The organism is Methylobacterium sp. J-088 (assembly GCF_022829295.1).
Classification (GTDB): domain Bacteria; phylum Pseudomonadota; class Alphaproteobacteria; order Rhizobiales; family Beijerinckiaceae; genus Methylobacterium.
Map to the genome: position 1 here is coordinate 267,307 of NZ_JAKSYH010000136.1, position 12,096 is coordinate 279,402.

General features: G+C 68.0%; 10 protein-coding genes. 4 read left to right on the forward strand and 6 right to left on the reverse strand.

Annotated elements, in window-relative coordinates; genetic code table 11:
• Positions 1-78 precede the first annotated feature (78 nt).
• Positions 79-3,810 (reverse strand): vitamin B12-dependent ribonucleotide reductase, encoded by a 3,732-nt coding sequence (locus tag MKK63_RS15360; RefSeq protein WP_244003148.1) that lies wholly within the window; start codon positions 3,808-3,810, stop codon positions 79-81.
• A gap of 502 nt (positions 3,811-4,312) precedes the next feature.
• On the opposite strand from MKK63_RS15360, the gene MKK63_RS15365 reads away from it, so the two are divergent.
• Together MKK63_RS15365 and MKK63_RS15370 are read left to right on the forward strand one after the other, a co-directional pair.
• Positions 4,313-4,729 carry an NADH:ubiquinone oxidoreductase subunit NDUFA12 gene (locus MKK63_RS15365; RefSeq protein ID WP_243921347.1) on the forward strand — a complete coding sequence of 139 codons (417 nt, stop codon included), beginning with the start codon at positions 4,313-4,315 and terminating at the stop codon, positions 4,727-4,729.
• A gap of 126 nt (positions 4,730-4,855) precedes the next feature.
• Positions 4,856-5,515, forward strand: coding sequence for a DUF2155 domain-containing protein (locus tag MKK63_RS15370; protein ID WP_244003151.1), 660 nt, complete (start codon positions 4,856-4,858; stop codon positions 5,513-5,515).
• Positions 5,516-5,633: 118 nt separating this feature from the next.
• On the opposite strand, the gene aat is transcribed toward MKK63_RS15370, so the two are convergent.
• From aat to MKK63_RS15390, 4 genes are all read right to left on the reverse strand, one after another.
• A complete protein-coding gene (gene aat, locus MKK63_RS15375) occupies positions 5,634-6,317 on the reverse strand; it encodes a leucyl/phenylalanyl-tRNA--protein transferase (protein WP_244003153.1) in 684 nt (227 codons plus the stop codon).
• 69 nt (positions 6,318-6,386) lie between these two features.
• Positions 6,387-7,739 (reverse strand): acetyl-CoA carboxylase biotin carboxylase subunit, encoded by a 1,353-nt coding sequence (accC, locus tag MKK63_RS15380; RefSeq protein ID WP_244003155.1) that lies wholly within the window; start codon positions 7,737-7,739, stop codon positions 6,387-6,389.
• A gap of 189 nt (positions 7,740-7,928) precedes the next feature.
• The gene (accB, locus tag MKK63_RS15385) at positions 7,929-8,399 is read right to left on the reverse strand and encodes an acetyl-CoA carboxylase biotin carboxyl carrier protein (protein ID WP_244003157.1); all 471 of its coding nucleotides are present in this window, start codon (positions 8,397-8,399) and stop codon (positions 7,929-7,931) included.
• A gap of 148 nt (positions 8,400-8,547) precedes the next feature.
• Positions 8,548-9,333, reverse strand: a complete 786-nt coding sequence (locus MKK63_RS15390) for a DsbA family protein (RefSeq protein ID WP_244003159.1) — start codon at positions 9,331-9,333, stop codon at positions 8,548-8,550.
• Between the two features lie 228 nt (positions 9,334-9,561).
• On the opposite strand from MKK63_RS15390, the gene MKK63_RS15395 reads away from it, so the two are divergent.
• Positions 9,562-10,716: an aminotransferase class I/II-fold pyridoxal phosphate-dependent enzyme gene (locus MKK63_RS15395; RefSeq protein ID WP_244003161.1), complete on the forward strand. Its 1,155-nt coding sequence runs from the start codon at positions 9,562-9,564 to the stop codon at positions 10,714-10,716.
• A gap of 4 nt (positions 10,717-10,720) precedes the next feature.
• Here the strand turns inward: MKK63_RS15395 and gph are convergent, their stop codons facing one another.
• A complete protein-coding gene (gph, locus tag MKK63_RS15400; RefSeq protein WP_244003163.1) occupies positions 10,721-11,419 on the reverse strand; it encodes a phosphoglycolate phosphatase in 699 nt (232 codons plus the stop codon).
• Between the two features lie 164 nt (positions 11,420-11,583).
• On the opposite strand from gph, the gene MKK63_RS15405 reads away from it, so the two are divergent.
• The gene (locus MKK63_RS15405) at positions 11,584-12,048 is read left to right on the forward strand and encodes a hypothetical protein (RefSeq protein WP_244003166.1); all 465 of its coding nucleotides are present in this window, start codon (positions 11,584-11,586) and stop codon (positions 12,046-12,048) included.
• Positions 12,049-12,096: the final 48 nt, after the last annotated feature.

The window sequence follows — 12,096 nt, forward strand, 5'->3', positions numbered from 1 at the left end:
GCTGAACTTCTAAACAGCGCGACGCGGCGTCGCCGGAGCGACACCGCGTCGATGGTGCTTACGGGACAGGCCCGGTGACTACGAGCAGCCGGTGGTGCCGCCGCAGGTGTCACACTTCAGGCAGGTGCCGTTCCGGACCAGCGTGAAGTTCGCGCATTCCGGGCAGGCCTCGCCGACATAGCCCTTCATCTTCGCCTCGGCGCGCCGGTCGGCGACGCTCCGCTCCGCCTTCGCGAAGGGCAGGGAGTCGGCGACGGTCTCGGCGTGGCCAGCAACCGCCGGTTCAGACTTCAGCGCCGTGCTGCCGCGGATCGCGTGGACGATCCCGCCGGCCGGAGCCGACTGGCCGGCGTTCGCCGCACCGACACCCAGGCTTGCACCGGCCGGGCCACCCTGGATCAAGGTGAGCCGGTCGGCCGAGCCGCGGAGCAGGCCGCGGGAGACGACCGAGGAGGCCGCGGCGGGCTTGGGACCCTCGCGGGTCGTGTCGCCGCTCTCGCCGCCGCCGATCACCGTGCCGCCGATCTCGGCGGGGCTGACATGGGCGAGGTCGGCGCGGCCGAGATACGAGACCGCCAGCTCGCGGAACACGTAGTCGAGGAGCGACGTCGCGTTCTTGATCGCGTCGTTGCCCTGCACGAAACCGGCCGGCTCGAACCGCGTGAAGGTGAAGGCCTCCACGTATTCCTCCAGCGGCACGCCGTACTGGAGGCCCAGCGAGATCGCGATGGCGAAGTTGTTCATCAGGCTCCGGAAGGTCGCGCCCTCCTTGTGCATGTCGATGAAGATCTCGCCGAGGCGGCCGTCGTCGTACTCTCCGGTGCGCAGGTAGACCTTGTGGCCGCCCACCACCGCCTTCTGGGTGTAGCCCTTCCGGCGGGTCGGCAGCTTCTCGCGGGAGCGGATCCGCTCCACCCGCTCGATCACCCGCTCGACGATCTTCTCCGCCACCGCGGCGGCCTTGGCGGCGGCCGGGGCCTGGATCAGGGCCTCGATCGCGTCATCGGCCTCGTCGTCCTCATCCGCAATGAGGGCCGAGTTGAGCGGCTGCGACAGCTTGGAGCCGTCGCGGTAGAGGGCGTTCGCCTTGAGGGCGAGGCGCCAGGACAGCAGGTAGGCCGCCTTGCAATCCTCCACCGTGGCGTCGTTCGGCATGTTGATGGTCTTGGAGATCGCCCCCGAGATGAAGGGCTGCGCCGCCGCCATCATGCGGATGTGGCTGTCGACCGACAGGTAGCGTTTGCCGATCCGGCCGCACGGATTGGCGCAGTCGAACACCGGGTAGTGCTCGAGCTTGAGGAAGGGCGCGCCCTCCAGCGTCATCGCCCCGCATATATGGGTGTTGGCGGCCTCGATCTCCTTCTTCGAAAAGCCGAGGAAGGGGAGCAGCTCGAAGGTCGGGTCCGACAGCTTTTCCGCGGGGACCTTCAGGGCCTGCGTCAGGAAGTCGTCGCCGAGCGTCCAGCGGTTGAACACGAACTTGATGTCGAAGGCCGACTTCAGGCCCTTCTCAACAGCCGCGATCTTCTCGTCCGAAAAACCCTTGGCGCGCAAAGTCGTCGGGTTGATGCCCGGCGCCTGACCCATCGAGCCGTGGCCGACCGCGTAGGCCTCGATCTCGGCGATCTCGGATTCCCGGTAGCCCAAAGCCCGCAGGGCGTCCGGCGCGGCCTGGTTGATGATCTTGAAGTAGCCGCCGCCGGCCAGCTTCTTGAACTTCACCAGGGCGAAGTCGGGCTCGATGCCGGTGGTGTCGCAATCCATCACGAGGCCGATCGTGCCGGTCGGCGCGATCACGGTGGCCTGGGCGTTGCGGTAGCCGTGCTCCTCGCCGAGCTTCAGCGCCCGGTCCCAGGCGGCACGGGCATGGTCGCCGAGGTCCGCCTGCGGAATGTTGGCGTGGTCGAGCCCGACCGGAGCAACGTTCAGGAACTCGTAGCCCTCGCTTTCGCCGTAGGCTGCCCGGCGATGGTTGCGGATGACCCGCAGCATCGCATCGGCATTCTCGTCATAGGCCGGGAAGGTGCCGAGTTCGGCCGCCATCTCGGCCGAGGTGGCGTAGGCGACGCCGGTCATGATCGCGGTGAGCGCGCCGGCCAGAGCCCGGCCCGCATCCGAATCGTAGGGCAGGCCCATGGTCATCAGCAGGCCGCCGATATTGGCGTAGCCGAGGCCCAGCGTCCGGTAACGGTAGGACAGTTCCGCGATCTCCTTCGACGGGAACTGCGCCATCATCACCGAGATCTCGAGCACGACCGTCCAGAAGCGATTGAGGTGCTCGAACGCCTCGACATCGAAGCGCTTGGTCTCGCGATCATAGAGCGTCAGCAGGTTCGCCGAGGCGAGGTTGCAGGCGGTGTCGTCGAGGAACATGTACTCGGAGCACGGGTTCGAGGCCCGGATCCGCCCGCCCGCCGGGCAGGTGTGCCAGTCGTTCATCGTCGTGTTGAAGTGCAGGCCCGGATCCGCCGAAGCCCAGGCAGCCTCGCCGATCTTCTCCCACAGCTCACGCGCCGGCAGCGTCTTGGTGGCCTTGCCGGTGGTGCGCGCCTGGAGGGTCCAGTCGGCATCCGCCTCGACAGCGCGCAGGAAGTCGTCGGTCAGCGAGACCGAGTTGTTGGAGTTCTGGCCGGCGACCGTGAGGTAGGCTTCGGAATCCCAATCGGTGTCGTAGACGGGGAAGTCGATCTTGGTGAAGCCCTGCCGGGCGAACTGCACGACGCGCTTGATGTAGGAATCCGGCACCGAGGCGCGGCGGGCGGCCTTGATCTCACGCTTGAGCGCCGGGTTGCGCTCCGGATCGAAGCAGGCGTCGCCTTCGGCCTCGCATTGCGTGCAAGCCTTCATCACCAGGTTCAGGTGCTTGGAGACCACCTTCGAACCGGTCACCAGGGCGGCGACCTTCTGCTCCTCCTTCACCTTCCAGTCGATGAAGGACTCGATATCGGGGTGATCGATATCCACGATGACCATCTTGGCGGCGCGCCGCGTGGTGCCGCCCGACTTGATCGCGCCGGCCGCCCGGTCGCCGATCTTGAGGAAACTCATCAGGCCGGACGACTTGCCGCCGCCGCCGAGTTTCTCGTTCTCGCCGCGCAGCATCGAGAAGTTGGAGCCCGTTCCGGAGCCGTACTTGAACAGGCGCGCCTCGCGCACCCACAGGTCCATGATGCCGCCCTCGTTGACGAGGTCGTCCTGAACCGACTGGATGAAGCAGGCATGCGGCTGCGGATGCTCGTAGGCCGAGGCCGACTTGGTCAGCACGCCGGTCTGCGGGTCGCAGTAATAGTGGCCCTGGCTCGGTCCATCGATGCCGTAGGCCCAATGCAGGCCGGTGTTGAACCATTGCGGCGAGTTCGGCGCCACCATCTGGCGGGCGAACATGAAGCGCAGCTCGTCCATGAACGCCGATGCGTCGTCCTCCGACGAGAAGTAGCCGCCCTTCCAGGCCCAATAGGTCCAGCAGCCGGCGAGCCGGTCGAACACCTGCGTGGCCGAAGATTCGGAGACGAAGCGTTCGTCCTCGGGCAGCGCGGCGAGGGCAGCATCGTCCGGCACCGAACGCCACAGGAAGGACGGGACCGCGTTCTCCTCGACCTTGCGCAGCCGCGCCGGCACGCCCGCCTTGCGGAAGTACTTCTGCGCGAGCACGTCGCTCGCCACCTGGCTCCAGCTCTCCGGCACGTCGATGCCGTCGAGGCGGAACACCACCGAGCCGTCCGGGTTGCGGATCTCGCTCAGCGCCTTGCGGAACGTGATGCTGGCGTAGGGCGATTGTCCGGCCGTTGTGTAGCGACGCTCGAACCGCATGAAACACACCTCTCCCGACGGGACACGAAGGCCCCGGCCCCGCACGAAGCGGGGTCTATTCCCGATAGTGGGATGCGCAGCAGGCCACGCTCATAGGTTGAGCCGACCCCGGCCACGCATGCGAAATCTTGGAACGGCCGCCCCTGCTGCACACGCCACTCCGGAGCGCGACCGATACAGCGAGAATACCGCTTCATAGGCTCCCACGTCAACAAGTGGTGTTCCGCTGCTCAGTTCCACGCTAGATGTTGTGCCGGCTTGCAGAATCCTGTGGATATCCGCTGAGGCCTGCGTAAGTGTCGTTGCGGCTTCCGAGATTCGGTTCGGGAATATTTTGGATTCACAGCGTCACGCGCCTGTGATTTCAGGGCTTGGGCGGGAACCGTCCCTTGACGCTACCGCGTAGCGACACATCATTCGGCGCGCTGGACTCGCGCGCGTGCGGTCACCATAACAGCGCCGGAAAGCGTCCGAGCGGCGCGACACGATTCCGGGACCGGCGATGGCGCTGAAGGACACTTTGCTGCGCGTCTTCACGTGGTGGAACGGCCAGACCGTCTCCCTCGCGCTCCAGACCGCGCGCACCGGCATCTTCGTCGGCGAGGATGATTTCGGGAACAAGTACTACAAGGCGGAAGGGGCGCTGATCGACCGCTCTGTCGGCTCTGAGCGCCGGTGGGTGGTCTATAACGGCTACGCCGACGCCTCGAAGGTGCCGCCCGGCTGGCGCGGCTGGCTCTGCCACAACGTCGATGTTGCGCCGAGCGAGGAGAACTACCAGCCTCGCGCGTGGCAGCAGCCCCACATGGAGAACCAGACCGGCACGCCGAACGCCTACCGGCCGCAGGGCTCGCAGCTCTCCTGGGGCCAACGCCCGGCGGCGACCGGCGATTACGTGTCCTGGACCCCGGGCGAATAACAGCCATCGCGGGGCGGTTCAGGCGCCCTTTTGCCGCCACCGTTCCGGTGTTGATGGCGGGGCACTCGCCATGTCCGCCGCGCATCCGTTGGCGCGGCCGGCCTCCCTCGCTTCGGGATCCGCGCCTTGAGCCGCATCATCGCCCTCGCACGCTTGGTGCTTGCCCCGAGCCTCGCGCTCGCCGTTCTGGCAGGGCCGGCTGCGGCCGATAAGATCAAGAACCCGACCGCGGTGTTCTCCGGGCTCGACAAGATCACCGGCCGGATCGTGTCGTTCGAGGTCGCGGTCGACGAGACGGTGCAGTTCGGCGCCCTGCAGCTGACCCCGCGGGTCTGCTACACGCGGCCGCCGACCGAGAGCCCCAAGACCACGGCCTTCCTTGAGGTCGACGAGGTCACCCTCGACAACAAGTATCGCCGGATCTTCACCGGCTGGATGTTCGCGTCGAGCCCCGGGCTGCACGCGATCGAGCACCCGATCTACGATGTCTGGCTGGTCGACTGCAAAGGCGGCGCCGACGTGATCGCCGAGGCCAAGGAGCAGGAGGACGTTCCCGCCGTCGCGGCCAAACCGGAGAAGACCAAGCGCGCGGGCAAGGATAGCACCAAGACCGCTCAGCAGATCAACGCCGCCGGCCAGGTCGATGTCGAGGCGCCGCGCGGCGTGCCGGTTCAGCCCCGCCAGAAGCCCTCGCGCAAGTTTTTCCCGTCGAACGAGGGTCCGGCACCGGCCCCGCCGCCTCCGCCGCAGCAGCCGCAGAACTTGTTCGACGCGCTGTTCCGCTGAGCGAGCCGCACCCGCTTGAGAGCCGTGACCGATCGCGTTGCAATCGTGCGTGGCTCTGAGCGCTTATTGTGACGCGTTCTCTTGCGCCGAACCAGTGTCCATTTCGGCGGAGTGCGCTCTAAGCGTCGCCCTGGTCGCCCAACGCCTCCAGAACCTGCGCACCGGTCACCGAGCCGTCCCCCGGCCAGACGTTCCAGTCGGCGACCTCTTCCAGCGCCGCGGCGAGGCGGCGCTTGTAGACATGCCGCGGCAGTTCCTCCGCGCCGAATTGCGCGAGGTGATCGGTGACGAACTGCGTGTCGGCGAGCCGGTAATGCCCGGCGCGCAGGCGGCCCATCAGATGCACCAGCGCGACCTTCGAGGCGTCGCGGACCTCGTGGAACATGCTCTCGCCGAAGAAGGCCGCCCCGAGCGAGACGCCATAGAGGCCGCCGACCAGCCGCCGGTCGTCGCCCGCATAGACCTCGACCGTGTGGACGTGGCCGACATCGAACAGCGCCCCGTAGAGGTCCCGGATGCGGCCGTTGATCCAGGTCCGCTCGCTGTCACGGCGGGGGGCGGCGCAGCCGTCGATGATGCCGTTGAAATCCGTATCGCACCGCACCTCGAACTGGTCGGACCGCACCGTCCGGGCGAGGCGCTTGGGCACGCGGAACGCGTCGAGGGGCAGGACGCCGCGGGCCTTCGGCTCGACCCAGTAGAGGGTCGGGTCCTGCGCGTCCTCGGCCATCGGAAAGATGCCCGCCGCGTAGGCCTTCAGCAGGATCTCGGGGGTGATGTCCACGCGGTGGCTGTCGTGCATGGCCTGAATGTCGCGCGTGTCCGACGCGAAGACCAGAGGGGACCGCCTGCTGCGGTCGCCGCAGCCCGGTCAGACCTTCATGCCGCCGTCTTCGAGGAAATGCTCCAGCCAGTGAATGTCGTAAAGGCCGTTCTGCACGTCCGGGTTGCGGACCAGGGTCCGGAACAGGGGCAGCGTCGTTTCGATCCCGTCGATGACGAACTCGTCGAGCGCCCGGCGCAGGCGCATCAGGCACTCGTTGCGGGTCCGGCCGTGCACGATCAGCTTGCCGATCAGCGAATCGTAATTCGGCGGGATCCGGTAGCCCTGGAAGGCGGCGGAATCGACGCGGACACCCAGCCCGCCGGGGGTGTGATAATGGGTGATCACGCCCGGCGAGGGCTGGAAGGTCTCCGGGTGCTCGGCGTTGATCCGGCACTCGATGGCGTGGCCCTCGACCTTGATGTCCGACTGGCTGACCGACAAGGCGCCGCCCGACGCGACCTGGATCTGCTCAATCACCAGATCGATCCCGGTGATCATCTCGGTCACGGGATGCTCGACCTGAATGCGGGTGTTCATCTCGATGAAGTAGAACTTGCCATCCTCGTACAGGAACTCGACGGTCCCGGCGCCGAGGTAGCCCAGTTCCTTCATGGCGTTGGCGCAGATACCGCCGATCTCGGCGCGCATCGATTCGTTGAGGGCGGGCGAGCCGCCTTCCTCCCAGACCTTCTGGTGGCGGCGCTGCAGCGAGCAGTCGCGCTCGGCGAGGTGCACGGCACCGCCGCGGCCGTCACCCAGGACCTGCACCTCGATGTGCCGGGGCTTCTCGAGGTACTTCTCGAGGTAGACCGCGTCGTCGCCGAAGGCGGCCTTGGCCTCGGACTTGGCCATGCCGATGGCCTGCTCCAGTTCGGCCTCGGAGCGCGCGACCTTCATGCCGCGCCCGCCGCCACCCGCCGCCGCCTTGACCAGGACCGGGTAGCCGATCTCGGCAGCGACCCGCTTGGCGGTATCGATATCCTCCACGCCACCCTCGGAGCCCGGCACGCAGGGGATGCCGAGCTTGAGCGCCGTGCGCTTGGCCTCGATCTTGTCGCCCATGGTGCGGATGTGCTGCGCTTTGGGGCCGATGAAGCCGATCTGATGGTGCGCCAGCACATCGGCGAAGCGGGCATTCTCCGACAGGAAGCCGTAGCCGGGATGGACCGCGTCCGCCCCGGTGATCTCGCAGGCCGCGATGATCGACGGGATGTTCAGGTAGCTGTCGCGCGCCGCCGGCGGCCCGATGCAGACGCTCTCGTCGGCGAGCCGGACGTGCATGGCGTCGGCATCGGCCGTGGAATGGACCGCCACGGTGGCGATTCCGAGTTCCTTCGCCGCCCGCAGGATGCGCAAGGCGATCTCACCCCGGTTCGCGATCAGGATCTTGTCGAACATCGGACCCGTTAGGGCGTCCTGGCGATACCGAACCGCGCAGGAGGCGCTATCCTCTGGTTAAGCGGCGGCGGTGTGCCCACGGACACCCTAGAGCCGTGCTCGATCGCGTCGCAATCGTGCACGGCTATAACCCCTTGTTGTGACGCGCTCTCTTGCGCCGAACCGGTGTTTACCTCGTCGGAGAGCGCTTTAGCTGATGACGAGCAGGGTCTCGCCGAACTCGACCGGCTGTCCGTCCTCGACGAAGATGGCACTGATCGTGCCGGCGCGGGGCGCTACGATCTCGTTGAAGGTCTTCATCGCCTCGATCAGCAACAGCTTGTCGCCGACCTCGACTTTCGCGCCGACATCCACGAACGCCTTGGCGTCGGGGGAGGCGCGCAGATAGGCGGTCCCGACCATCGGCGAGGGCACGGTCCCGGCCTGCGTCCGCTGCGGCTCGGCCGGAGCCAGGGCGGACGGCACAGACTGTCCCGGAGGCGCAGCCAGAGCGGCCACGGGCGCACCCGCCGCGACCTGAACGCTCACAGGCTCGAGCCGGCGCACGACGCGGATGCGCAGGTCGCCCTTCTCGACCTCGATCTCGGAGAGGCCCGTCTCGGTGACGAGGTTTGCGAGCTCGCGCACGAGCTCGGGATCGATGGCGTCGTTCTTTGGCATCCGGCCTACTTCGTATCGCGGCGCGTCGGTCCGCCCATCGAGTCGGCGGTGGAAAACGGCCCTGCGGCTGGCGGCTCTTAGACGAAGGCGGTGCGGCGCGACAAGGCCGCACCCGCCTTTGCTCCGGGCGACTGAGAGGCCCGTCTCCTCAGCAGGAAGCGTGGCCGCACTGACGCACGTCGGCGATCGTCTTGCGGATCGGATCGACGCCGACCGCGCCGGGGATCACCTCGTCGCCGATGATGAAAGCCGGCGTGCCCGACAGGCCGAGCCGGTCGCCGAGGCCGCGGTTCTCGCTGAGCGCCGCCTTCACCTCGGGGGAGGCCATGTCCTTCTGCAGCTTGGCGGTGTCGACGCCCATATCCTTGGCGACCTGGATGGCCCGAGCTCCGTTCACACGGCCCTTGGTTTCCAGCAGCTTCTGGTGGAACTCGAACAGCTTATCGCCCTTCAGCTGCTGACGCACCGCGACGGCAACCTGGCTGGCCTCCAGCGATTCCGGGCCGAGCACCGGGAAGTCCTTGATCACCACCCGCAGCTTCGGATCGGACTTGATCAGCGCCTGGACGTCGCCCAGGGCCTTGCGGCAGTAGCCACAATTGTAATCGAAGAACTCGACCATCGTGACGTCGCCCGAGGGATTGCCGGCCACGACATCGTGCGGCCCGTTGAGAAGCGAGTCGCGGGATTCCTTAAGCGCGGCAGCCTGGGCGAGGCGCTGCGTCTCGGCCTGCTGCTTCTCGGCCTCGGCCAATGCCTCCTGCAGCACCTCGGGGTGCTTGACGAGGTAGTCCTTCACGATCGCCTCGATCCCGGCGCGCTGCGCGTCCGTGAACGGGGAGGCGGCGGGCGCTCCGGCAGTCTGCGCGAGGGCAGGAACGGCGACGAGGCCGAGCGCCAGGGCCAGCGCGGGCAGGGGGCGGATGAACGGCATGGATCCTCGCTTGCGGGGCAAGCCGGCCCGCACTGGGCGCGAGCGGTAGGCGCTGGGTTTGGCGTTTTCACGGCATCGGGTCAATCGGATGCGCGTGTCACGGATCGGTTCCGCAAGGGCAGCGCTGCCGCGCCTGGCGGTTGAGGCCTCCGGGGTGGCGAACTAACCTCCGGAGCCCGACCGGATCGCCTCGGCCGTGCTGCCGCATCCGGCACAGAGAAGGATCCCATGACCCCGATCTCCAGACGCGCCGCCATCGTCCAGCCGTTCCTCGCCATGGACGTGATGGCCGCCGCCGCCGCCAAGGTGCGCGCCGGTGCCGACGTGGTGCGGATGGAGGTCGGTCAGCCCTCGGCCCCGGCACCGCGCGCCGTGATCGCGGCGGCGCAGAATGCTTTGGCGACCGGGCGCGTCCCCTACACCGAAGCCCTCGGTCTGCCGGCTTTACGCGCGCGCATCGCCCGGGACTATGCGGAGCGTCACGGCGTCTCGATTCCGCCGGAGCGGGTGGTCATCACCACGGGGTCATCGGCGGGCTTCGTGCTGGCCTTCATGAGCCTGTTCGATGCCGGCGCACGTGTCGCCGTGCCGCAGCCGGGCTATCCGGCCTATCGCAACATCCTGTCCGCCCTCGACCTCGTGCCCGCCCCGATGATCCTGCGCGCGGAGGACCGGTTCGCCCCGACCGCCGCGCTCCTGCGCGAGACCCACGCAAGGGCACCGGTTTCCGGGGCGCTGGTGATGAGCCCCGCCAACCCATCCGGCACCGTCATCACGGAGGCGGCCCTGCGGGACCTCTGTGCCGCGACCCGCAGCCTCGGCCTGCCGCTGATCTCGGACGAGATCTATCACGGCCTCAGCTACGGCCTGCCAACCGAAACGGCTTTGCGCTTCGACCCCGAAGCGGTCGTGATCAACTCCTTCTCCAAGTACCACTGCATGACCGGCTGGCGCGTCGGCTGGATGGTGGTGCCGGAAACCCTGGTCCGCCCGATCGAGCGGCTGGCGCAGAATCTCTACATCTCGGCGCCCTACCTGTCGCAGATCGGGGCGCTGGCAGCCTTCGACGCGACGGAAGAACTCGACGCCGTCCGCGACGGCTATGCGCGCAACCGCACCATCCTGCTCGACGCGCTGCCGGGCCTCGGCCTCGGGCGCGTGCACCCGGCCGACGGCGCATTCTACCTCTACGCGGACGTGGCGAACCTCACCAACGACGCTGCGGATTTCTGCCGGCGGATGCTCGACGAGGCCCATGTCGCGGCGACACCGGGCCTCGACTTCGATCCGGATCTCGGCAGCCACCACGTCCGGTTCTCGTTCGCGGGCTCGGAAGCCGAGTGCCACGAAGCCGTGGCCCGGCTTCGGCGCTGGCTCGGCTGACACCTCAGGCGATTTTTGCCGGCGCCAAGTCCCGGATTGCTGCAGGAAGCTCCGAGAAATGCTCGATCACCCGGTCGGGTCCGAGCTCGGTCACCGGCCGGTCGGTGTAGCCGAAGGTCACGGCGACCACCGGGATGCCGGCCGCCTTGGCGGTGTCGATGTCCGTGCGGGAATCACCGACCATCACGGCACGGGCCGGATCGCCGCCGGCGCGCTCGATCGTCCCGGCGAGATGGCGCGGATCGGGCTTGAACTGGGGGAAGGTATCGCGGCCGCAGATGGCTGCGAAGCGGTGGCCGATCCCGAGAAGGCGCAGCAGCTCGACCGACTGACCCTCGTACTTGTTGGTGCAGACTGCGAGCCGGTAACCGTCGGCCTCCAGCGCATCGAGCGCCTCGACGACACCCGGGAAGAGGTGCGACGTGTCGGCGAGGTGTTCGCCGTAATGGGCGATGAAGGCCTCGAACAGCCGCTCGTGATCCTCCGGAGACAGCGCACGTCCCTCCGCCTCGAAACCGCGCCGGATCAGCGCCTTGGCACCGGCGCCGATCAGCCCGCGGGCCTGCGACAGCGGAAGCTCGGGCAAACCTTCGCGCCGCATCAGCACGTTCAGCGTGCCGATCAGGTCCCCCGCGGTCTCCGCCAGGGTGCCGTCGAGATCGAACACGGCGATGGGCGGACGGGTCGTGGAAGCGGCGGACATAGCGATGAAGCTCCTGGCTGGCACGGGCCTCGCTACCGGGGGGCGCTGCTATCGGCAAGCTGGCACCCCTGCTGCGCCGCGTCCCGGCGGATCATCGATCGCTGCGCCCCAGACTCGCCCGAAAGCCCGGCGAAAGCCTGCAGGTCCCCGCCCCGGAATCAACGATGAAACCGTCTCTGCTCCTCCTGGCCGCCTGCGCGGCGCTCCCCGTCGCGCCGGCCGCCGCGACATCCTACGAGTTCGTGCCGGCCCCGCAGATCGATCTGAACCGCATGTACCGGGTCGACAAGGTGACCGGCGAGGTCACGTCCTGCCAGTACGGCCTCCAGGAATCGGCCGGCGGCATCGGCCAGACCGTCTGCTTCGGTGCCGGGGAGGGCGCCGGGCCGCAGACCCCCTCGGAATACGGGCTGGTGGCGAGCCGTCACACCCGCGAGGCCGGCGTCTTCCGGGTCAATTACCGGACCGGCGAGATGAGCATCTGCTTCGTGCTGGTGAAGAAGGAGCAGGTCGTCTGCACCCAGCAGGGCAAGCCGGGGACGGACGGCGCCTCCGACGCGCCACTGACCGGTCCGGCCCCCGGCCGGGCCGGCGCCAGCGCCACGCCGGCTCAAGGCGGCCGCTTTTGACGCCGCATCGTCGGAGCGGGCGTTCCGGTCGGCCGAGTCCCGTGCTAG

Bases quoted from the DNA above. Each gene is read 5' to 3' on its own strand.
- MKK63_RS15360 (WP_244003148.1), bottom strand. From the start codon at position 3,810: ATGCGGTTCGAGCGTCGCTACACAACGGCCGGACAATCGCCCTACGCC.
- MKK63_RS15365 (WP_243921347.1), top strand. From the start codon at position 4,313: ATGGCGCTGAAGGACACTTTGCTGCGCGTCTTCACGTGGTGGAACGGC.
- aat (WP_244003153.1), bottom strand. From the start codon at position 6,317: ATGCACGACAGCCACCGCGTGGACATCACCCCCGAGATCCTGCTGAAG.
- accC (WP_244003155.1), bottom strand. From the start codon at position 7,739: ATGTTCGACAAGATCCTGATCGCGAACCGGGGTGAGATCGCCTTGCGC.
- accB (WP_244003157.1), bottom strand. From the start codon at position 8,399: ATGCCAAAGAACGACGCCATCGATCCCGAGCTCGTGCGCGAGCTCGCA.
- MKK63_RS15390 (WP_244003159.1), bottom strand. From the start codon at position 9,333: ATGCCGTTCATCCGCCCCCTGCCCGCGCTGGCCCTGGCGCTCGGCCTC.
- MKK63_RS15395 (WP_244003161.1), top strand. From the start codon at position 9,562: ATGACCCCGATCTCCAGACGCGCCGCCATCGTCCAGCCGTTCCTCGCC.
- gph (WP_244003163.1), bottom strand. From the start codon at position 11,419: ATGTCCGCCGCTTCCACGACCCGTCCGCCCATCGCCGTGTTCGATCTC.
- MKK63_RS15405 (WP_244003166.1), top strand. From the start codon at position 11,584: ATGAAACCGTCTCTGCTCCTCCTGGCCGCCTGCGCGGCGCTCCCCGTC.